Annotated in this window: 21 protein-coding genes; 7 read left to right on the forward strand and 14 right to left on the reverse strand. The window is 70.9% G+C overall.

Annotated elements, in window-relative coordinates; all coding sequences use genetic code 11:
- Positions 1-2 precede the first annotated feature (2 nt).
- Positions 3-200 (reverse strand): CsbD family protein, encoded by a 198-nt coding sequence (locus tag JM664_RS12205; RefSeq protein WP_227420206.1) that lies wholly within the window; start codon positions 198-200, stop codon positions 3-5.
- 116 nt (positions 201-316) lie between these two features.
- Here JM664_RS12205 and JM664_RS12210 point away from each other — a divergent pair, with 116 nt between their 5' ends.
- Positions 317-1,054: a DUF4386 domain-containing protein gene (locus JM664_RS12210; protein WP_227420207.1), complete on the forward strand. Its 738-nt coding sequence runs from the start codon at positions 317-319 to the stop codon at positions 1,052-1,054.
- Here JM664_RS12210 and JM664_RS12215 read toward each other — a convergent pair.
- Positions 996-1,982, reverse strand: a complete 987-nt coding sequence (locus JM664_RS12215) for a 2-hydroxyacid dehydrogenase (protein ID WP_227420208.1) — start codon at positions 1,980-1,982, stop codon at positions 996-998. The genes JM664_RS12210 and JM664_RS12215 overlap by 59 nt on opposite strands.
- A gap of 104 nt (positions 1,983-2,086) precedes the next feature.
- On the opposite strand from JM664_RS12215, the gene JM664_RS12220 reads away from it, so the two are divergent.
- A complete protein-coding gene (locus tag JM664_RS12220) occupies positions 2,087-2,722 on the forward strand; it encodes an SH3 domain-containing protein (RefSeq protein WP_406675797.1) in 636 nt (211 codons plus the stop codon).
- Positions 2,723-2,762: 40 nt separating this feature from the next.
- The gene (locus JM664_RS12225; RefSeq protein WP_227420209.1) at positions 2,763-3,635 is read left to right on the forward strand and encodes a cation diffusion facilitator family transporter; all 873 of its coding nucleotides are present in this window, start codon (positions 2,763-2,765) and stop codon (positions 3,633-3,635) included.
- A 28-nt stretch (positions 3,636-3,663) separates the two neighbouring features.
- On the opposite strand, the gene JM664_RS12230 is transcribed toward JM664_RS12225, so the two are convergent.
- From JM664_RS12230 to JM664_RS12270, 9 genes are all read right to left on the reverse strand, one after another.
- Entirely contained in the window at positions 3,664-5,712 is a 2,049-nt protein-coding gene (locus tag JM664_RS12230) for a M3 family metallopeptidase (RefSeq protein ID WP_227420210.1), read from the reverse strand.
- A gap of 124 nt (positions 5,713-5,836) precedes the next feature.
- Positions 5,837-6,640: an amino acid ABC transporter permease gene (locus JM664_RS12235; RefSeq protein WP_227420211.1), complete on the reverse strand. Its 804-nt coding sequence runs from the start codon at positions 6,638-6,640 to the stop codon at positions 5,837-5,839.
- A 25-nt stretch (positions 6,641-6,665) separates the two neighbouring features.
- Positions 6,666-7,448: a transporter substrate-binding domain-containing protein gene (locus tag JM664_RS12240; RefSeq protein WP_227420212.1), complete on the reverse strand. Its 783-nt coding sequence runs from the start codon at positions 7,446-7,448 to the stop codon at positions 6,666-6,668.
- 58 nt (positions 7,449-7,506) lie between these two features.
- Positions 7,507-8,547, reverse strand: a complete 1,041-nt coding sequence (locus JM664_RS12245) for a HesA/MoeB/ThiF family protein (RefSeq protein WP_227420213.1) — start codon at positions 8,545-8,547, stop codon at positions 7,507-7,509.
- On the reverse strand, positions 8,547-9,014 hold the full coding sequence (dut, locus tag JM664_RS12250) for a dUTP diphosphatase (RefSeq protein ID WP_227420449.1): 468 nt from the start codon (positions 9,012-9,014) through the stop codon (positions 8,547-8,549). The genes JM664_RS12245 and dut overlap by 1 nt, the downstream gene beginning before the upstream one ends.
- 106 nt (positions 9,015-9,120) lie before the next feature.
- Complete coding sequence (gene coaBC / locus JM664_RS12255) at positions 9,121-10,311, reverse strand: bifunctional phosphopantothenoylcysteine decarboxylase/phosphopantothenate--cysteine ligase CoaBC (RefSeq protein ID WP_227420214.1); 1,191 nt, start codon at positions 10,309-10,311, stop codon at positions 9,121-9,123.
- A 56-nt stretch (positions 10,312-10,367) separates the two neighbouring features.
- Positions 10,368-10,937, reverse strand: coding sequence for an NADPH-dependent FMN reductase (locus JM664_RS12260; RefSeq protein ID WP_227420215.1), 570 nt, complete (start codon positions 10,935-10,937; stop codon positions 10,368-10,370).
- An 85-nt stretch (positions 10,938-11,022) separates the two neighbouring features.
- A complete protein-coding gene (locus JM664_RS12265; RefSeq protein ID WP_227420216.1) occupies positions 11,023-11,796 on the reverse strand; it encodes a ChaN family lipoprotein in 774 nt (257 codons plus the stop codon).
- 11 nt (positions 11,797-11,807) lie between these two features.
- Positions 11,808-12,686 (reverse strand): RNA polymerase factor sigma-32, encoded by an 879-nt coding sequence (locus JM664_RS12270; RefSeq protein ID WP_227420217.1) that lies wholly within the window; start codon positions 12,684-12,686, stop codon positions 11,808-11,810.
- A 292-nt stretch (positions 12,687-12,978) separates the two neighbouring features.
- Here JM664_RS12270 and JM664_RS12275 point away from each other — a divergent pair, with 292 nt between their 5' ends.
- On the forward strand, positions 12,979-14,490 hold the full coding sequence (locus JM664_RS12275) for a YifB family Mg chelatase-like AAA ATPase (RefSeq protein WP_227420218.1): 1,512 nt from the start codon (positions 12,979-12,981) through the stop codon (positions 14,488-14,490).
- Between the two features lie 65 nt (positions 14,491-14,555).
- Positions 14,556-14,804 (forward strand): ParB N-terminal domain-containing protein, encoded by a 249-nt coding sequence (locus tag JM664_RS12280; protein ID WP_227420219.1) that lies wholly within the window; start codon positions 14,556-14,558, stop codon positions 14,802-14,804.
- A 76-nt stretch (positions 14,805-14,880) separates the two neighbouring features.
- Here JM664_RS12280 and gshB read toward each other — a convergent pair whose 3' ends face one another.
- The 3 genes from gshB to rsmI form a co-directional block, all read right to left on the reverse strand.
- A complete protein-coding gene (gene gshB / locus JM664_RS12285; protein WP_227420220.1) occupies positions 14,881-15,825 on the reverse strand; it encodes a glutathione synthase in 945 nt (314 codons plus the stop codon).
- Between the two features lie 64 nt (positions 15,826-15,889).
- Positions 15,890-16,243: a YraN family protein gene (locus JM664_RS12290; RefSeq protein WP_227420221.1), complete on the reverse strand. Its 354-nt coding sequence runs from the start codon at positions 16,241-16,243 to the stop codon at positions 15,890-15,892.
- Positions 16,240-17,091, reverse strand: coding sequence for a 16S rRNA (cytidine(1402)-2'-O)-methyltransferase (gene rsmI, locus JM664_RS12295; RefSeq protein ID WP_227420222.1), 852 nt, complete (start codon positions 17,089-17,091; stop codon positions 16,240-16,242). Before rsmI ends, JM664_RS12290 begins: the two co-directional genes overlap by 4 nt.
- A gap of 81 nt (positions 17,092-17,172) precedes the next feature.
- Between rsmI and JM664_RS12300 the strand changes: the two genes are divergently transcribed.
- Entirely contained in the window at positions 17,173-18,348 is a 1,176-nt protein-coding gene (locus JM664_RS12300; RefSeq protein WP_227420223.1) for a penicillin-binding protein activator, read from the forward strand.
- Positions 18,308-21,148 carry a [protein-PII] uridylyltransferase gene (locus JM664_RS12305; RefSeq protein WP_227420224.1) on the forward strand — a complete coding sequence of 947 codons (2,841 nt, stop codon included), beginning with the start codon at positions 18,308-18,310 and terminating at the stop codon, positions 21,146-21,148. Before JM664_RS12300 ends, JM664_RS12305 begins: the two co-directional genes overlap by 41 nt.
- The last annotated feature ends 117 nt before the right edge of the window (positions 21,149-21,265 follow it).

Consider the following 21,265-nt stretch of genomic DNA (forward strand, 5'->3'; position numbering starts at 1 on the left):
TTTCAGTGCCGCGCCGCCCAATCGTCGACCTCGCGGCGCGCCTCGTCCTTGGTGCGACCGTAGCGCTCCTGGATGCGGCCCTCGAGTTGCTCGCGGTCGCCCGCCGCACGATCGAGGTCGTCGTCCGTCAGTTCGCCCCACTGCTCGCGGGCGCTGCCGCGCAGTTGCTTCCACTGACCCTTGATCTGATCCCAGTTCATGGCTCGTCTCCTTTCGCCTCTCAGGCTGATGGGGAGACAACGCTTGGCGCAGGCCGAGGGTCCCGGCGCCCGTTCCGCAGTTCCCATTCGGCGGAAAGACGCGCTAGGCTCGCCGGATGACGGACCGCACGCGCACGCCCGCACCGCCATCCGCCGCCACCCGCGCCCGCATCGCCGGCGCGCTTTATCTCGCGATAATTGCGCTGGGTCTCTTCGGCGAACTTGGCGTCCGATCCGCCGTTCTCGCACCCGGCGACGCGGCGCAGACCGCCGCCAACGTGGCCGCGGCCGAATTGCGCCTGCGCCTCGGCTTCCTCGCCGACACTGCGATGCTCTGCGCCGATGTCGCGCTCGCGGTGCTCCTCTACCTGCTGCTGCGCCCGGCAGGCCACACGCTCGCGCTCCTCGCGGCGGCGTTCCGGCTGACGATGGACGCCGTGCTGGCGGCCAACCTCCTGCTTCAGCACGCCGTCCTCCTGCTCCATGCCGAGCCCTTCCGCAGCGGGCTGCCGGCGGAGCAGCTGACGCTCTTCGCGCTCGAGGCGCAGTCCTTCGGCTACGACTTCGGGCTCGTATTCTTCGGCGTCGCCTGCCTGCTGCTCGGTCGACTGATCGCGTGCTCCGACTTCATCCTGCGGCTGCTGGGCCACGGCCTCGTGGCGGCGGGGCTGGTCTACCTGACGGGCAGCGTGACCCGCATCCTCGCGCCCGACCTCGCGCCCGCGCTCATGCCGCTCTACGTCGTCCCGCTCGCGGCCGAGCTGTCGCTTGCGCTCTGGCTCGCCCTTCGGGGCGTCAGAGCATCGACGGCACCACGAGGTCCGGCGGACGGTGGCCGTCGGCGAACGTCTTGATGTTGATGATGACCTTCTCGCCCATCTCGGCCCGGCCCTCGCGCGTGGCCGAGCTCATGTGCGGCAGCAGCACCACGTTCCTGAGCTCGCGCAGGCGCGGATTGATGTTCCGCCCGTGCTCGTAGACGTCGAGGCCGGCGCCCGCGATCTCCTCCGCACGCAGCGCCCGCGTCAGCGCATTCTCGTCCACCACCTCGCCCCGCGACGTGTTCACGACCACCGCCGACGGCTTCATCAGCTTGAGCCGCCGCGCGTTCAGCAGGTGAAACGTGGCCGGCGTGTGCGGCGCGTTGATCGACAGGATGTCGACGCGCGACAGCATCTGGTCGAAGCTCTCCCAGTAGGTCGCCTCGAGCGGCTCCTCCACCTCCGGCCTCAGCCGCCGGCGGTTGTGATAGTGGATCTGCATCCCGAACGCCCGCGCCCGCCGCGCCACCGCCTGGCCGATCCGCCCCATGCCGAGGATGCCGAGCCGCCGCCCGCCGAGCCGCCCGCCCAGGAACGCCGTCGGCGCCCAGCCCTCCCAGATTCCCTGCTGCATCACCGCCAGGCCCTCGGGAATGCGCCGCGTCACGGCTAGGATCAGCGCCAGCGCCATGTCGGCGGTGTCGTCGGTGACCACGCCCGGCGTGTTGGTCACGAGGATGCCGCGCTGCCGCGCCGTCGCCACGTCGATGTTGTCAATGCCCGCGCCGTAGTTCGCGATCAGCTTCAGGCGGTCGGTCGCCTGCGCCAGCAGGCTCGAATCGATCCGGTCGGTGATCGTCGGCACCAGCACGTCTGCGGTGCGCATTGCCTCGGCCAGCGCCTCGCGACTCATCGGCGTGTCGTCCTGGCGCAGGCGCGCGTCGAAGAGCTCGCTCATCCGCGTCTCGACCGCTTCCGGCAACCGTCGCGTGGTGACCACACTTAGCCGTGGCGTTGGCATCGACTTCTCCCGCTTGCTTTTCCCGGCGCCGCTTGGGTGGCAAACTGGCAAGGAACGGGGCGGCGCACAAGCGATGAGACCCCGGCGACACTGGCGGAGCGGACATGACCAAGGGATTGGGCGCGGCACTTTTCCTGATCGCGGCGGCGTTGGCGTATTTCGCCGACGGCCATGCGGAGGAGACAGCCATACCGGATGATCCGGCGCCGGCCGCGCAGGCAGAAACCGAAGCGGCTCCGAACGCCCCTGTCGACGATGCCGAGGCCGGCATGGCGGATCCCGACGCCGAGGCGGCCGCGTCGAGCAACGGCGGCCGCGGTCCAGTCACCAATCTGCCGATGCCTCGCTTTGTCTCGCTCAAGACTTCCGAGGGCAACGCCCGCCGCGGCCCCTCGCTCAGCCACCGGATCGACTGGGTCTTCGTGCGCCGCGACATGCCGCTCCAGGTCACCGGCGAGTACGGCCACTGGCGCCGCGTGCGCGACCGCGACGGCGCGGGCGGCTGGATGCACTACTCGCTACTCTCCGGCGTGCGCACCGTCGTCCTCGACGAACCGGAAACCGAGATCCGCCTGCGGCCCGATCCCGCCGCGCCGATCGTCGCCAAGGCCGAGGAGGGCGTCATCGCGCGTCTCGGCGAGTGTCAGCCCGACTGGTGCAACGTCTCCGCCAGCGGCCGCAGCGGCTGGGTGACAAAGTCCGCGCTCTGGGGCGTCAAGCCGGGCGAATTGCGCGACTGAATGTCTTGATGAGGCGCGGCGCAGGCGCTAGCGCAGCGCCATGCCAGACCGCGCGACCCGCCTGAACATATCCGCCACCCTCGCGTCAGTTGGTGTCGCCGCCACGCTCGTCGCGCTCAAGCTCTGGGCGCTGGCCGAGACCGAGGCATTGTCCGTGGCCGTCGCGCTGGCCGACAGCGCGCTCGACCTGATGATGTCGCTGGGCGGGCTCGCGGCCGTGATCTACGCTGCCCGCCCGCCGGACGAGGACCACGCCTTCGGCCACAGCTCGGCCGAGGACCTCGCCGCGCTGGGCCAGAGCGCCTTCATCCTCGTCTCCACCGCCGCCATCGCGGTGGCGGCCGTCCTGCGCCTTGCGTCGCTCGAGATCGCGCCGCTCGCCGCGCAAGGCCGCGGCATCGCCGTGCTGACGCTCTCGATCCTGCTGACGCTCGCCCTGCTGGCATGGCAGCGCCACGTCGCGCTCCGCACCGGCAGCCGCGTGGTCAAGGCGGATTCGCTGCACTACCTCGGCGACCTCGTGCCAAACCTCGGCGGAATCGCCTCGCTCTGGGCCTCCGCCGCCTTCGGGCTCGAGCGGCTCGACAGCGTCGTCGCCCTCGGCGCAGCCGCCTTCCTCGCCGTCGGCGCCATCCGCATCGGCGCAGGCGCCTGGGACGCGCTGATGGATCGCCGCGCCGACCCCGAGGTCGTCTCCGGCGTCAAGGCCCTGACGCGGGACTTCCCCGGCGTCCAGGGCTTCCACGACCTCAAGACCCGCACCGCCGGCAGCCGGATCTTCGTCAATCTCCACATCGAGCTCGAAGGCGGCCAGACGCTCGACGAGGCGCACGCCATCGGCGCCGCGCTCAAGCGCAAGATCATTGAGGCCTACCCCAACGCCGACGTCATCATCCACAAGGACCCGGTCTGACCCTCCGCGCCAGACCGCACCCGCGCGCCTAGACCGGCCCCGGCGGCGGCGTCATCGTCTCTAGCAGACCGCGCCCCTTCAGCAGCGGCTCGACCCCCGGCATCCGCCCGCGGAACCGCGTGTAGAGCGCGTCCGCCTCGTCCGTCCCGCCCGCCGCCAGGATGTACCGCTCCAGCTTCTCCGCCGTCTCCGGATCGAACGCGTCGCCCGCCTCCTCGAAGGCGGCAAAGGCGTCGGCGTCCATCACCTCCGACCACATGTAGCTGTAGTAGCCCGCCGAATAGCCGTCGCCCGAGAAGACGTGGGCGAAGTGCGGCGCCGCGTGGCGCATCCGGATCGCGTGCGGCATGCCGAGCTCATCGAGCACGTCGGCCTGCCGCTGCATCGGGTCCGCCGGCGCCGCCCCCTCGTGGAACGCGAGGTCGACGAGCGCGCTCGCCACGTACTCCACCGTCTGGAACCCCATGTCGTAGGTCGCCGCCTTGAGCAGCCGGTCGCGCAGGTCGTCGGGCATCGGCTTCCCCATTTCCGCGTGCGTGGCGAACTCGCCCAGTACCTCGGGCACTTCCAGCCAGTGCTCGTAGAGCTGGCTCGGCAGCTCGACGAAGTCGCGCGCCACGCTCGTGCCGCTCACGCTCTCGTAGGTCACGTCGCTCAGCATCTGGTGCAGCGCGTGGCCGAACTCGTGGAACAGCGTCCGCGCGTCGTCCCAGCTCAGCAGCGCCGGCCGGCCCTTCGGCGGCTTGGCGAAGTTGCAGACGTTCAGCACCAGCGGCCGCTTCGCGCCACCGAGCTTGCGCTGGGACCGCAGCGTCGTGGCCCAGGCGCCCGACCGCTTGCCGCCCCGCGCGAAGTAGTCGCCGATGAAGAGCGCCACGTGCGCCCCGTCGCGCGTCACGTCCCACGCCCGCGCATCCGGGTGGTGCAGCGGCACGTCGACCGGCGCAAACTCCAGCCCGAAGAGCCGCCCCGCCACAGCGAACGCCGCCTCGATCATCCGGTCGAGCTGCAGGTACGGTTTCAGCACCGTCTCGTCGAGTTCGTGCTCCGCCTGCCGCCGCTTCTCCGCGTAGTAGCGCCAGTCCCAAGGCTCCAGCCGGCCCTCGACGCCGTCGTCGCGCAGCATCCGCTCTAGCACCGCCGCGTCGGCCTCCGCCGCCGCCTTCGCCGGCTCCCACACCCGCATCAGCAGCTCGCGCACCGCCTCCGGCGTCTTCGCCATCTCGGTCTCGAGCTTGTAGGCTGCGAAGCTCTCGTAGCCGAGCAGCTTCGCCCGCTCCTCGCGCAGCGCCAGGATCTCCGCCGCGATCGCCCGGTTGTCGGTCTCGCCGCCGTTCGCCCCGCGGCTCGTCCACGCCTCGTAAGCGCGCTGCCTCAACTCGCGCCGGGGCGAGAACTGCAGGAACGGCACGATCAGCGAGCGCGACAGCGTCACCACCGGCCCGTCCACCCCCTTCTCCTCGCCCGCCGCGCGCGCCGACTGCACCACGAAGTCCGGCAGCCCCTCGAGGTCGCCCTCGCCGAGCTCCATGAACCAGGACCGCTCGTCCGCCAGCAGGTTCTGCGTGAACTGCGTGCCCAGCACCGCCAGCCGCTCCTTGACCGCCGCCAGCCGCTCCGCGGGCTCGCCCTCCAGCCGCGCGCCCGATCGCACGAAGCCGCGATGCGTCAGGTAGAGCACGCGCCGCTGCTCCTCGGTCAGGTCCAGCGACTCGCGCTCCTCCCACAGCATGGCGATCCGCCGGAAGAGCGCCCGGTTGCGCGTCACCTCCGAGGAATAGGCCGCCAGCCTCGGCGAGAAGTCCCGCTGCATCGCCTCGCGCTCAGGCGTCGAGTCGGTCGAGGCCAGCGTGAAGAACGGCGCCAGCACCCGCCCCAGCCGCTCGTCCGCCATCTCCATCGCCTCGATCGTGTTGGCGAAATCCGGCGGCGCGAGGTCCATCGCGATGGCGGCGGTATTCTCCCGCGCCTCCTCCAGCGCCGCGTCGAATGCAGGCCGAAAGTCGTCGTCGGTGATCCGGTCGAACGGCGGCACCCCGTACGGCGTGTCCCAGTCCTCGAGAAGGGGGTTCGTCATGGGCTGGCTCCTGCTTTGCTCCATCCGGAGCTAGCCTGTCGTGCGGTCCTGCGCCAGCCGCCCGCCGCTTTGCGCGCGAAGCGGCCGCCGCAGCGGGTTCGATGCCCACCGCGGCGGCCGCCCCTCATCGCCGGAGCCGCACCTCCAGGCGCCGCAACAGCACCGAGAGCGTCACGGTCATCGTCAGGTAGATGAGCGCCACCACGTTGTAGGTTTCGAAGTAGCGGAAATTGCCGGCCGCCGTCACCTTGCCGAGTTGGGTCACGTCCAGCACCCCCAGCACCGAAACCAGCGACGAATCCTTGATCATGGCGACGAAGTCGTTGCCGAGCGGCGGCAGGATCGTCCGGAAGGCCTGCGGAAAGACCACGTGCCGGAATCGCTGCCAGCCGGTCAGCCCCAACGCCTCCGCCGCCTCCACCTGCCCTTTCGGAACCGACATCAGGCCCGCCCGGAACACCTCGGCCAAAAAGGCCGAGTAGCCGATCGTCAGCGCCATCACCGCCCGCCAGAGCAGCGGAAAGTCCCGCGTCTGCGCAGGCTCCAGCCCCAGCCGGCCGGTCCCCCAGTTCCACGCCGCGACCAGCGCTGGCGCGAGCACGAATGCGACGTAGAGCAAGAGCACCAGGATCGGCACGCCGCGCACGATCTCGGTCCAGAACCGCGCGACCTGCCGCAGCACCAGCCACCGCGAAAGCGACGCCGCCGCCAGCGCAAGCCCCATCAGGCACGCCGCGCCGAACGCCACAAGCGTCACGAAGATGGTGATCCAGATCCCGCGCGAAAGCGTCGCCAGCACCTGGCGATAGACGTCGTCCGACGCAATCCGCCACAGGAACCAGCCTGCGAGCGCCGCCGCGACCAGCAGCCACCACGGAAAGTCCCCGCGCTCCTCCGTCGCGCCCGTGCGCCGTCGTCCCTGCCTCACGCCAGGCGCAGGCCCGGTCCGCGTCTCACTCGCCCATCTTGTAGTCGAGGAACCATTTGCGGTTCAGGGCGTCGAGCGTGCCGTCCGCGCGCATGGCCGCGATGGCCGCGTCGACCGGCGCGACGAGCTCCGACCCCTTCGGGAAGATGAACCCGAAATTCTCCGTTCCGAGCTTTTCTCCCACGATCTTCAGCGCGCCGTCGGACGCGTCGACATACCCCTGCGCCGCCACGCCGTCGGTCAGCACCAGGTCCACGTCTCCGGTTCGCAGCGCCTGCACGCCCGCGCCGAACGTCTCGAAGAGACGGACGCGCGGATTCCGCTCGTCGCCGTCCAGCACGTCGTAGACCGCCACGTAGAACGGCGTCGTGCCGGGCTGCGCCGCCACGAGCAGCTCGTCATTGGCCGCGAAGCCCTCGGCGTCATCGAACCGCTCCTCGTCGCCGCGCACCATCATCGCCATCTCCGAACGCATGTAAGGATCGGAGAAATCTACGACCTGGGCCCGGTCCTCGCGGATGGTGATGCCGGTCATGCCCATGTCGTACTGGCCCTCGGCCACGGCGGGGATCATCGCGTCCCAGCTGATCGGCTGGTACTCGACCGCTAGGTTGAGCCGCTCCGCGATCTCGGCCATCGCGTCGTACTCCCAGCCGATCGCCTCGCCGCTCGCGGGGTCGACGAACTGCAGCGGCGGGTAGGCGTTCTCGACCGCAACGGCGATCTCCTGCCCGCCGAGGTCGGGCAGGTCCTGCGCCTGGGCGACCGATCCGGCCAAGGCCGCGGCGAGGGCGAGGGTTCGTAGCATCTGCGGAAACTCCGGCTCCAGGGCATCGCCGAACCCTAGTGCCGCCGTCGCGGGGCGATCAAGCCTCGCCGCAAACCGGGCAGTCCGGCCGCCGCCTGAGCGCGATGATCCGCGTCTCGCCGTAGAGCGCGTCGTAGATCAGCATCCGTCCCGCCAGCGTCTCGCCCGCTCCTGTGATCCGCTTCACCGCCTCGACCGCCATCAAGGCGCCCACCACGCCAGGAAGCGGGCCCAGCACCCCCGCCTCGGCGCAGCTCGGCGCCAGCCCCGGCGCCGGCGCCTCGGGAAAAATGCATTCATAACAGGGCTTTTCGGCGGAAGGCTCATAGAGGCTGATCTGCCCCTCCCACTGACTCAGCGCCGCCGCGACCAGCGGTTTCCGCGCCGCCACCGCCGTGCGGTTCACCAGAAAGCGCGTCGGAAAATGGTCGGTGCCGTCTAGGATCAGGTCGTAGTCCGCCACCAGCTCCGCCGCGATCTCCTCCGTCAGCCGCCGGTGATAGGGCCGCACCTCGACGTAGGGGTTGAGTGCCCGCATCGCGGCTTCTGCGGAGAAGACTTTCGGCATTCCAATGCGTTCGTCGGTGTGGATCACCTGCCGCTGCAGGTTCGTCGCCTCCACCTCGTCGCCGTCGATCACGCCGATCGTGCCGACACCCGCCGCGGCCAGGTACTGCAGCGCCGGCGCCCCCAGTCCGCCCGCGCCCACCACCAGGACCCGCGCCTCCTTCAGCCGCCGCTGGCCCGGCCCGCCGATCTCGCGCAGCACCACGTGGCGCGCGTAGCGGTCGAGCTCGCCCTCGCCAAAGGTGCCGGACGTCGCCGGCCGCGGCCGATTCTCCGGCCGCACCCGGCTCCGCACGCGGGCGAGACCGCGGGTATAGGCCCAGACGATGGCCCCGAGACCGCCCAGCACCAGCCACTCGCCCGCCGATCCGCCCGTCGCCTCCCGAAACGGATGCCCCACCGGCAGCGCCACCTGCAGTGCCAGCACCAGCACGTAGAGCAGCGCGATCGTCAGCCAGCGCGCGTTGGCCGGCGCCCCAGTCCGTCGCCCCGCGAACCAGATCGCCGCGGCCATCGCCAGGACCAGCGCCATCAGTCGCGGCCTGTCGAGCCGAAGCCGCCGGCGCCGCGCGCCGTCTCGTCCAACGTCTCGACTGGTTCGAACGCAGCCCGCGCCACAGGCGCCACGACGAGCTGCGCGATCCGCTGGCCGTGCCGGATCGTCACCGCCTCATGCCCGAAGTTTACCACCAGAACCCCGAGCGGACCGCGGTAGTCCGCGTCGATCGTGCCCGGCGTGTTCAGCAGGGTCAGTCCATGCTCCCGCGCCAGCCCCGAGCGCGGCCGCACCTGCATCTCCCATCCCTGGGGCAGCGCGACGCGCAGGCCAGTCGGCACCACCCGCCGCTCCATCGGCGCCAGCGTCAGCCCCGCCGCCCGCTCTTCCTCCGGCAGGTTCGCGCGGACGTCGGCGCCCGCCGCGCCGGCGGTCGCATAGCCGGGCAAGTCCACTGCCGGGTCCGCTCCCGGCTCCCGAACAAGCAGCACGCACGGCGTCACCGCCGCCGCCCGTCGCCGCGGCCCGGCGGGCGGATCTGCGCGCACGGCACGGGGAGGCTTGATGCCCGCCCGGGCCGTCCCCCCCTCACCGGTCCTGCGTCCGGCCTCATGCGAGCGCCACTGCAATACGCGCGGCGAGGCGGCGTCCCACCTCCTCCTTCGCCACCCGCGGCCAGGTCTCCTCGCCCTCCCGCGTCAGCAGCGTCACCGCATTTTCCGTCCCGCCCATCACGCCTGTCGAGGCCGAGACGTCGTTGGCGACGATCCAGTCGCAGCCCTTCCGCGCCAGCTTCGCGCGGGCGTTCTCCGTGACGTTCTCGGTCTCGGCGGCAAAGCCGATAACCAGACGGGGCCGGCCGTCCTCCATCCGGGCCACGGACGCCAGAATGTCCGGGTTCTCGACCAGCGCGAGCTGCGGCACGGCGCCCGCCTTCTTAATCTTCTGCGCCGCCTCCGCCTCCGCGCGCCAGTCGCCCACCGCGGCGGCGCAGACCGCCGCATCCGCCGGCAGCGCGCCCTGCACCGCCTCAAGCATCTGGCGCGCCGTCTCGACCTGGATCACCTGCACCCCCTCGGGTGGCGGCACCGTTGCGGGCCCGGTGACGAAGGTTACCCGCGCGCCAAGGCCGGCCAGCGCCCGCGCCAGCGCCGTCCCCTGGATGCCGGAGGAGCGGTTGGCGATGTAGCGCACCGGGTCGATCGGCTCGTGCGTCGGCCCCGACGTCACCACGACGTGCCGGCCGGCAAGCGGCCCTTCGCCCAGCGCCGCCGCGATCGCCTCGAGGATCTCCGGCACCTCCGCCAGGCGTCCCGGCCCGAACTCGCCGCAGGCCATCGCGCCGTCCACCGGCCCTGCAAAGCGCACACCGTCGCCGCGCAGCGTCGCCAGGTTGCGCTGCGTCGCCGGGTGCTGCCACATCCGCACGTTCATCGCCGGCGCCAGCAGCACCCGCTTGTCCGTCGCCATCAGGAGCGTCGACGCGAGGTCGTCGGCGAGCCCCGCCGCCATCTTGCCCATGAGGTTGGCCGTCGCCGGGGCGACCACGAGGAGGTCGGCGGCACGGCTGAGCTCGATGTGGCCCATCTCGGCCTCGTCCGTCAGGTCGAAGAGATCGCGGTGGACCTTGCGCGCCGCCAGCGCCGCCACGCTGAGCGGCGTCACGAACTCCTCCGCCGCCCGCGTCAGCACTGGCGTGACCTCGGCGCCCCGCTCGCGCAGGCGCCGGATCAGGTCGAGCGACTTGAACGCGGCGACGCCGCCGCCGATGATTAGAAGGATGCGCTTGCCTGCCAGCATGTGTCCCCCGCCAATGACGGCAGCCTAAGCACCCCGGCCCGGCAACGACAACCTCGTCAGGCAGCCTCGCGCATCGGCCTCAGCGCCTCGGCCCAGCGCTGGAGCTCGTCGAGCACCGCGTTCGCGCTTCCGACGTGGGCCTCATTCGGCGCGAAGCGACCGTCGCTGACATGCTCCATCACCATGGGAATCGTCACCGACTCCAGCAGCGGCACCATTTTCAGCGTGTTCAGCATCGGCTTGGTGGCCTGGACGCCGAGCCGCCCGCCCGACATGCCGCCATAGCTGACAAAGGCGGCCGGCTTGTACGCCCACTCGTTGGAGAGGAAGGTCATCGCGTTGACCAGGGCCGGCGTCGGGCCGTGATTGTACTCGGGCGTCACGAAGACATAGGCGTCCGCCGAATCCACCGCCTCGCTCCAGCGCCTGGTGGTCTCGTTCTCGTACTTGCCAGACCGGGGATGGTTGGGCTCGTCGAACACGGGCAGGCGATAGTCGGCAAGGTCGACCCCGCGCACGTCGAAGGCGTTCCGCTTCTCGGCGAGTTCCTTGAACCAGCCGGCAACGACCGGTCCGATGCGACCCGGCCGGGTGCTCGCGGTCACGACATGAAGGCGTAGGGACAATTCGAAGCTCCTTCTTGGAGGGATGAGGGTCCGGCGCACCTAGTTGCCGCGCCAGGCACATCCAACATGCAGGATTGCACAGCGGCTAGTCGAAGACGGCACAGGGGTCGGGCCGATCCGCCGCCTCCGTCACCACCCAGAGATCGAACGGCGCATCGTCCTCCGCCGCTTCGAGCTGACCGATCGACAGGACCGAAAGCCCCGGCCGCGCGGCCTCCAGATAGACCGGCACCCCGCGGTCCAGCCGTGCATGGCCGTTTCCGGTGATCAGCGCCACCGGCCCGCCCGTCGCATCAAGCGCCTCCAGCACTGCCCGCGCCAAGGCCGCGTCGCGCAGGCGCTGCGCCTCGACCATGCCGGGCAGCATCCCGACGGGCATTGCGCCGCAGTGCGCCGTCCCCTGCTCCTCCTCGCGCGTTGCCTGCTCGTCGGCCGCGAGGGGACGATCCAGCCCGTAGCGCGCCGCCTCGGCACCGAACGTGGCCGCGGCCGAGCCGCCCACCGCGGCGCGGACCTGTCCGGGAGGTAGCGCCCCGCCGAACACGACGGCCTCAGGCGCGGCGGCGAAGATCGGGTGGTACATCACGAAGTCCGGCCAGCCGCTTTCCTCCCACGCCAGCGCCGCACCCAGCGCATCGGCATCAGGCCTGAGGTCCGGCACCGCCTTCTCCGCCTGCCCGGGCGTCAGCATCTCGAAGACCAGCGCCCGCGGCTGCAGCGCCTCCACTGCCGCGGCCTGGTTGCGGTGATGCGTCGGGTTGTCATGGTACTCGCCAAGTATTACGACATCCGCCGGCGGCAGATCCTCCAGTGCGTCCGCATCGATCGGATTGGCCAGGGACGGGGTCGCGGACAACACCGCAGCGGCGGTCAGGCGAAGAATTCGTGCACCTCGCGAGATGTGGTCTCGAGCGACTTGCGCATCTTGCCGAAGGCCGCCGCCTCGAGCTGGCGAACCCGCTCCTTGGAGAGGCCGAGTTCGTTGCCGAGGCTCTCCAGCGTCCGCGGATCGTCGCGCAGCTTGCGCTCGCGGACGATGAAGCGCTCGCGCTCGTTCAGCGCTGACATCGCGGTGACGAGCCAGGTGCGCAGGGTGTCGATGTCCTTGTCGTGCTCGACCGTCTCCGCCGCCTGCTGGCCGCCGTCCTCCAGCATGTCGATCCACTCGCGCCCCTCGTCCTCGGCCGACTGGGTCGCGTTGAGCGAGAAGTCCGAGCCCGCGAGCCGCCCCTCCATCATCTCGACGTCGTGCAGCGGAACGCCGACCTCTGTCGCGATGAGCTGGCGCACCTGGTGCCGGTCCAGCCGCTCGCCGCGCGATGCCGCCTCGCGCTCAAGCCGGGCTTGCACGCGGCGCATGTTGAAGAACAGCGATTTCTGACTCGATGTGCTGCCGGTCCGCACCATCGACCAGTTGCGCATCACGTAGTCCTGGATCGACGCCTTGATCCACCAGACCGCATAGGTCGAGAAGCGCACGCCGCGGTCGGGGTCGAACTTGTCGGCGGCCTTCATCAGGCCAAGCCCCGCCTCCTGGATCAGATCGTTCATCGGCGCCCCGTAGCGCTTGAACTTGGCGGCCATCGATATCGCCAGCCGCATGTAGGCCGTCACCAGCCTGTGCAGCGCCTTCTCGTCGCGATGGTCGCGCCAGGCGTAGGCCAGCCTGAGCTCCGTCTCCGCGTCCAGCAACTCCGCCTGCATGGCGCGGCGAGACAAGGTCTGATCGGAAAATCCATCGAGTGCCATGGGACGTTCCCCTTCATTTGGTCCTGAAGACCTTCGGCTGCTACTACCTGCGCTACGCAACCCGAACGCCGTCGGATCAAAGAAAGTTCACCTGTAACGTTGCCAACGAAGCAATATGTCCTAGACGCTTGCTGCCCGCCCGCCTCCTGCGCGTCTGAAAGGCAGCCTGCCCGAGAGCTGGGCAGCACGAAGATCCGGCCATACTGACGCGCTAACCTTGAAGCGAATTGGAGACTTTCCGTCGGCTCCCGAGCGGCTATGACGGGCGCGGCCGTCGTCGGAGGAAAGTTCAGTGGTGGCGCGAACCTACACCGTCGCGTTCGAGGGCATCGAGGCGCGCCTCGTCGAAGTACAATGCGCGGTTTCGCCGGGACTACCTGCCTTCTCGATCGTCGGCCTGCCGGACAAGGCGGTCAGCGAGGCGCGCGAGCGGATACGTGCCGCGCTCGGCGCCCTGTCGATCGCCCTGCCGTCCAAGCGGATCACCATAAACCTTTCGCCCGCCGACATGCCGAAGGAGGGTTCGCACTTCGACCTGCCGATCGCGCTGGCGCTCCTCGCCGCCATAGACGTGCTGGCGCGGGAGGACGTCGAAGGTGTCGTATCGCTGGGCGAGCTGTCGCTCGATGGCTCGCTGGTGCCGGTTCTGGGCGCACTGCCCGCCGCGCTCGCGGCGGCGGAGGAAGACAGGGCGCTCATCTGCCCCCTCGCCTGCGGACCCGAGGCCGCGTGGGTCGACGCGACCGCCGTCATCGCGGCGCGCTCGCTCGACGCGGCCGTCGCCCACCTCACCGGCCGCGCGCCCATCGCGCCGGCCGAACCGGGCGAATTGATTGCCCAAATGGGCCACCGCGACCTCGCCGACGTGCGCGGTCAGGAACGGGCCAAGCGTGCGCTGGAGATCGCCGCCGCCGGTCGCCACCACCTGCTCTTCGTCGGCACCCCCGGCTCAGGCAAGTCGATGCTGGCCGCGCGCCTGCCGGGCCTGCTGCCGCCCCTGTCGGCCGCCGAGGCACTCGAGACCTCGATGATCCACTCGCTCGCCGGCCAGCTCGAGGCGGGCGGCATCTCGCGCACCCGGCCGTTCTGCGAGCCGCACCACACCGCCTCGATGGCGGCGATCATCGGCGGCGGCAAGGGCGCCAAGCCCGGCCAGATCAGCCTCGCCCACAACGGCGTCCTCTTCATGGACGAGTTCCCGGAGTTCTCGCGGCAGGTGCTCGAGACCCTGCGTCAGCCGATCGAGACGGGCGAGGTCGTCGTCGCCCGCGCCGCCGCCCACATCCGCTACCCCTGCCGCTTCCTGCTGGTCGCGGCCGCCAACCCCTGCCGCTGCGGCTACCTGCCCGATCCGGCACGCGCCTGCGCGCGGGTGCCGGCCTGCGGCGAGGAATATCTCAGCCGAATCTCCGGGCCGCTGATGGACCGCTTCGACCTCCGCATCGAGGTCCCGCCGGTATCCTTCGCCAACCTCGACGCGCCGCCGGCGGGCGAAGGCTCGGCCACAGTCGCGAAGCGCGTCGCCGCGGCCCGAGCGGTACAGGAGAGGCGGTACGAGGAGCACCCGCACGCCCGCACCAACGCCGACGCCGAGGGCGCGCTGCTCGACGAGGTCGCCGCGCCCGACGCCGAGGGGCGCGAGCTGCTCGTCCGTGCGGCCGACCGCTTCGGCCTCACCGCCCGCGGTTACCACCGCATCCTGCGCGTGGCGCGCACCATCGCCGATTTGGCGGGCGACGCGCATATCAGCCGGCCCCACGTCGCCGAGGCGCTCAGCTTCCGCCTCACGTCGCTCCGCGGCTGACCGGCGGGCGGGACTCGCTTGGTATCCGCGTGCTAGGCTCGACCGGTAACGCCGGAGGCACGCCGATGCTGGAGGTCCGCACCCTGCCCATCCCGCGCATCCGCGTGCCGGTTAAGCGTCTCAAGACGCTCGAGCCCGGACGCGTCGCCAGCCTCTCCGAGAGCATCCTCGAAGAGGGGCAGAAGACCCCGATCCGGGTCCGCGCCGACGGCGACGGTTACATCCTGATCGAGGGCCTGCACCGCATCGAGGCACTGAAGGCACTGGGCGAGGAAACCGTCGAGGGCTTCGTCGTGCGCTCCCAGCAGCACTGAGCGCAGGACGTGGCGCCGGCCACCGCAGGTGGCCTCAGTCGAGCGGGGGCTCGATGCCCCCCCAGGTCGACCCCCCTCAGCGGCCGAGCCGCCGCTCCACCGCATCCCAAATCGCCCCGGCGACGTCGATCCCGTCGAACCGCTCCAGTTCCTGGATGCCGGTGGGCGAGGTGACGTTGATCTCGGTCAGCGAGTCCCCGATCACGTCGATGCCGACGAAAATCTGCCCCTTCTCGCGCAGCACCGGGCCGATCTCGGCGCAGATCGCCCGGTCGCGGTCGGTCAGCGTCGCGGGCTCCGCTTTGCCGCCCACATGCATGTTTGACCGCGTCTCGCCCTCCGCCGGCACCCGGTTGATTGCCCCGACCGGCTCGCCGTCCACCAGGATCACCCGCTTGTCCCCTTTGGCCACGGCGGGGATGAACTTCTGCGCGATCAGCGGCTCTCGCGAGAGCGTCGCGAAGAGCTCCCAGAGCGCGCCGAGGTTGCGGTCGTTCGGGTCGAGCCGGAACACGCCCGCCCCGCCGTTGCCGTAGAGCGGCTTGAGGATCACGTCGCCATGCTCGTGCTTGAAGGCCTTGAGCGTCGCGAGGTCGCGCGCGATCACCGTCGGCGGGATCAGGTCCGGGAAGCGCAGCACCAGCATCTTCTCGGGTGAGTTCCGCACCCAGAAGGGATCATTGGCCACCAGCGTCGTCGGCGCCAGGTGCTCCAGGATATGCGTCGTCGTGATGTAGCCCATGTCGAAGGGCGGGTCCTGCCGCAGCCAGACCACGTCCATCTCCGACAGGTCCACGTCCCGCACCTCGCCGAGGGTCGCATGGTTGCCGCGCTCGCGCCGGACCTCCAGCGTCTGCGCGTGCGCCATCACCCGCCCGTCGCGCCAGACCAGCTTGTCGGGCGTGTAGAACCAGAGCCGGTGCCCGCGCGCCTGCGCCGCCTCGGCCAGCCGGAACGTGCTGTCGGCGTCGATGTCGACCGCGCCGATCGGGTCCATCTGGAAGGCAACCTTGAGCGACATGGGACCTCCGTTCGCGTCACGGCCTCCGTCATGGCCGAAGCCCGGCCCGACCGCAACGGGCGGCTCAACCCCAGATCGCGTTCTCGAGGATCTGGATCCGTCCCTCAGCATCGACCAGCGCCACGTCGAGGCGCATCTCGACCGGCGCGCCCGCGACGTATTCCTCCGCGGCCGCCATGAGCCGCGCTGCCTGCCGTGGCGTGACCCGCTCCGCCGCCCGCGCGAGGTCCCGCGCCTTCTTCACCTCGACGAAGACCAGCCCACCAGCCAGCCGCACCACCAGGTCGATCTCGCCCGCCTGCCCGCGCCAGCGCCGGGCGACGACCTCGCCGCCCGCCCGCTCGTAGCGGCGTGCCACCTGCTCCTCGGTGGCGAGCCCTGCGCGGTGGCCGACGGCGCCGGCGATGCGGCGGCTCACGTCCCGCCCTGCATCTTCAGCGCCGCCTGGTAGACCTTGCGCCGCGGCAGCCCCAGCGCCATCGCCACCGTGTCGGCGGCGTCGCGCACGCTCATCGTCGCCAGCGCCTCGCCCAGCGCCGCCTCCATCGCGTCCGCGTCCGGCGCGTCGTGGCCGCGGTCGACCACGATCACCACCTCGCCCCGTGGCGGCTCGGCCTCCAGCGCCTCGGCCAGCTCGGCCAGCGTCCCGCGCCGCACCTCCTCGAACCGCTTGGTCAGCTCGCGACAGACCGCCGCCTGCCGCCCCGCGCCCAGCGTCTCGACCATGGTGTCGAGGGTCGCGGCGCACCGCTTCGGCGACTCGAAGAGGACGAGCGTCGCAGGCACCGGCGCCAACTCGGCCAGGAAGCTCCGCCGCGCCGCGCCGGCCGTGGGCGGAAATCCGGCGAACAGGAACCGGTCGCTGGGCAGCCCCGCGACCGACAGCGCCGCCAGAACCGACGACGCCCCCGGCGCCGCCGTCACCGGCAGGCCTGCCGCGATGGCCTCGACCGCCAGCCGGTAGCCCGGATCGGCGACGAGCGGCGTACCGGCCTCCGATACATAGGCGAGCGACTTGCCCTCCGCGAGTAGCCGCATCAGCCGCGGCCGCGCCGCCGGCCCGTTGTGGTCGTGATACGCGACCAGCGGCCGTTCGTTCAGCGGAATGCCGTGTATTTCCATCAGCTTGCGGGCCGTCCGCGTGTCCTCCGCGGCGATGGCGTCGGCGTCCCGCAGGATGTCGAGCGCCCTCAGCGTGATGTCCCGCGCACTGCCGATCGGCGTCGCGACGAGGTAGAGGCCGGGCGCCAGGGGATCCCCGCTCATCGTGCTCCGCCTCGCGATTTACACCGGTGCGCCGACGGCATACGGTCCCCTCCAAGCCCCCTGCGTGCGAGGAGTCCGCCCATGTTGATCCGTTCATCGTTGTTCCGCAAGGCGGCCGCGCGGCTGTCGCTGCTCTTCGCCGCGCTCTGGCTCGCCGCCTGCGACGTGCCGGTCGCGGGCCCGGTCGGCGGGCCTCGGGTCGACACCACCCGCGCCGTCCCGGTGGCGCTGCTCGTCCCTGCGGGCTCAGCCGAGGGCGGCGCGATCCTGGCGCGGAGCCTCGAGAACGCCGCGCGCCTCGCCATCGCGGACCTCGACGGCGCGGCGATCGACCTGCGGGTCTACGACACCGCCGGCCAACCCGGCCGCGCCGCCGCCGTGGCCCAGCAGGCTGTGGACGAAGGTGCGCAGATCATCCTCGGCCCCGTCTTCGCGGGCGCCGCCAACGCCGCCGGCGTCGCGGTTCGCGACGAGGGCGTGAACGTGCTGGCCTTCTCCAACAATTCCAACATCGCCGGCGGCAACGTCTTCGTGCTCGGCACCACGTTCCAGAACACCGCCAGCCGCCTGACGGGCTATGCCGCCAGCCGCGGCCGCGGCGACATCTTCGTGGTCAGCGGCCAGGACACGGCCGAGTCGGTCGGGCGCGACGCGATCCTGCGCGCGATCGCTGGCAGTCGCGCCAGCCTCGCCGGGCAGGCGACCTTCCCGCTGTCGCAGGCGGGTGTCCGAGACGCGGCGCCGCGCATCGCCGAGCAGATCCGGTCGAGCGGCGCGGATGCCGTGTTCCTGACCTCGGGCACGTCCGGGGCGCTGCCGTTCCTCGCCGACCTCCTGCCCGAGAACGGGATCGCGCCGGGCAGCTATCAGTACATCGGGCTTCAGCGGCTCGACATCCCGTCGAGCGCGCTGACCCTGCCCGGCCTGCAGGGCGCGTGGTTCGCCCTGCCCGACCCCGCGCTCGGGCGCAGCTTCGACGCGCGCTACGCGGCCGCCTACGGCTCGCAGCCGCATCCCATCGCCGGCCTCGCCTACGACGGCATCGCCGCCATCGGCGCGCTGATCCGGCAGGGCCGGTCCGATGCGCTGACGGCGCGCGCCCTGACCCAGGGCTCGGGCTTCGCCGGCACCGGCGGCGCGTTCCGGTTCCTCGCCGACGGCTCCGTCGAGCGGGCGCTGGCCGTGGCCGAGATCCGCAACAACCAGGTGATCATCGTTGACCCTGCCCCAAGACGCTTCGGCGGCGCGTTCTTCTGAGCCTCTCGCCCGCGGCGCGACCGCGGCGCCGGAGCGGCCCGACCTGACGACGCCGCTCCCGAACGACCTGATCTGTCCGGCGCAGGACATCTTCGACGGAGCCCGCATCAGGCGGGCTCTCGCCGCGGACATCCGGGCGGCGCAGGACGCACGCGCGATCCGGGGGGTCACGGTGCGTCATCTGAAGTCGGCGCTCGAAAGCGGCCGCGCCGCGATCGCCGCGGCCTTCGCGGCGCGCCCGCGCGATTCGCGCGCGGTCGTGTCGGCGTATACCTTCCTGACGGACAGCATCGTGCAGACGGTGCTGGACGTGGCGCTGCAGTACCTGCATCCGCGCACCGACGACACCGACGGCAAGCGCATAGCGGTGATGGCCGTGGGCGGCTACGGCCGGGCCGAGATGGTGCCCTTCTCGGACGTGGACCTGCTGTTCGTGATCCCGTGGAAGGCGTCGGGCTGGACCGAGAGCCTCGTCGAGTCGATGCTCTACATCTTCTGGGACCTGCACCTGAAGGTCGGCCACGCCACCCGCACGGTGCGCGACTGCATCCGCCTCGGCCGCGACGATTTCACGATCCGCACCTCGCTGCTCGAGCAGCGCTTCGTGGGCGGCGACGCCGCGCTCGCGCGCGAACTGCGCGAGCGGCTCTGGAAGGACCTCTTCCGCGACACCGGCCCGGAATTCGTGGAGGCCAAGCTCGTCGAACGGGCCGAGCGGCACCAGCGGCAGGGCGGCCAGCGCTACGTCGTCGAGCCCAACGTCAAGGAGGGCAAGGGCGGCCTGCGCGACCTCCAGGCGCTGTTCTGGATCGCCAAGTATCTCGGCGGCGTGCGCGACGCCGGCGAGCTGGTGGGCGAGACCTTCACCCAGAGCGAGTTCGACTCCTTCATCCGGGCCGAGAGCTTCCTGCTCGCGGTGCGCTGCCACATGCACCTGATCGCGGGCCGCGCGGTCGACCAGCTCACCTTCGACATGCAGGTCGAGGTGGCCGACCGGATGGGGTATGCCGACACCGCGGGGCGCCGCGCGGTCGAGGTCTTCATGCAGGACTACTTCCGCCACGCCACCCGGGTGGGCGAACTCACGCGGATCTTCCTCGTCGCGCTCGAGGACCGGCACGTGAAGACCGCGCCCAGCCTGCAACGCCTGCTGAGCCGCAAGCCGCGCCTGCGCCCGCCGTTCCACGTCCTGCGCAACCGGCTGGCGATCAAGGACGAGGCGGCGTTCCTCAACAACCCGGTGAACATGATCGGCGTCTTTGACGAGGCGCTGAGGGCGGGGCTGCTGCTGCACCCCGCTGCGATGCGCCTGATCGCGGCCAACCTGCACCTCATCGACGACCGGCTGCGTGAGGATCCGGAGGCGAACCGCATCTTCCTCAACATGCTGCTGCGCCGGGTGAACCCGGAACGGGGCCTCAGGCGGATGAACGAACTGGGCGTGCTCGGCGCCTTCATTCCCGAGTTCGCGCCGGTCGTCGCGATGATGCAGTTCAACATGTACCACCACTTCACCGTGGACGAGCACACCATCCAGTGCATCTCGACGCTCTCGCAGATCGAGCGCGGCGAACTCGTGGAGAGCCTGCCGATCGTCAGCGGCATCCTGAAGGAAGGGGTCGACCGCAAGGTCCTCTACCTCGCGATGCTCTGCCACGACATCGGCAAGGGCCGCGACGAGGACCATTCGGTGCTGGGCGCGCGGATCGCTCGCCGCCTCGCGCCACGGTTCAGCCTGAAGCCCGCCGAGTGCGACACGGTCGAATGGCTGGTGCGCTATCATCTCCTGATGTCGGACATGGCGCAGAAGCGGGACCTAAGCGACCCGCGCACCGTGCGTGACTTCGCCAAGGCGGTGAAGTCACGCAAGCGGCTCGACCTCCTGACGGTGCTGACGGTCTGCGACATCCGCGGCGTCGGCCCCGGCGTCTGGAACAACTGGAAGGCGCAGCTCCTGCGCAACCTCTACCTGCAGACCGAGACGGCGCTCCGCGACGGGCTGGAGCAGCTCAACCGCGGATCGCGCGAGGCGGAGGCCAAGCGTGCCCTGCGCGAGGCGCTGTCCGACTGGGACCGCAACGAGATCCGCGCCGAGATCCAGCGGCACTACGGCCCCTACTGGCAGGGGCTGCCGCACGTGGCGCAAGCGATCTTTGCCCGGCTGATGCGCGGGATCGGCAACGGCGACGTCCGCATGGACCTGCAGCTCGACCACGACCGGGACGCGACCCGGGCCTGCTTCGCGATGGTGGACCACCCCGGCATCTTCTCGCGCATCGCCGGCGCGCTGGCGCTTGTGGGCGCCAACGTCGTCGACGCCCGCAGCTACGTCAGCAAGGACGGCCTCGTCGCCGCCTGCTTCTGGGTGCAGGACGCCGAGGGCCACCCCTACCGCGAGGAGCGGCTGCCGAGGTTACGCGAGATGATCCACAAGACGCTCATGGGCGAGGTGGTCGCACGCGACGCGCTGGTGCCGAAGGACAAGCTCAAGAAGCGAGAGCGCGCCTTCATCGTGCCGACCTCGATCGCCTTCGACAACGAGGGTTCGGAGCTCTACACGATCATCGAGGTGGACACCCGCGATCGGCCCGGCCTGCTTTACGACCTGACTCGGACGCTCGCCGCCAACAACGTGCAGATCGCGAGCGCAGTGATCGCGACCTACGGCGAGCAGGCGGTGGATACCTTCTACGTCAAGGACATGTTCGGTCTGAAGTTCCACTCGGAGGCGCGGCGCCGGGCGCTGGAGCGCAAGCTGCGCGAGGCGATCAAGAGCGGCGCCGAACGGGCCCGGGCGTGAGGCGACGCATCGCCGGAGAAGGGGCGGCTCCCGCCCGTCGTCGGCGCACCCCTGCGGGGCACGCCTCCTCCCGTTGGGCCGCGCAGGCGCTGACGCGCCTGTGCTCGCGCGAAGGCG

This window comes from Roseitranquillus sediminis (genome assembly GCF_016918935.1).
Classification (GTDB): domain Bacteria; phylum Pseudomonadota; class Alphaproteobacteria; order Rhodobacterales; family Rhodobacteraceae; genus Roseitranquillus; species Roseitranquillus sediminis.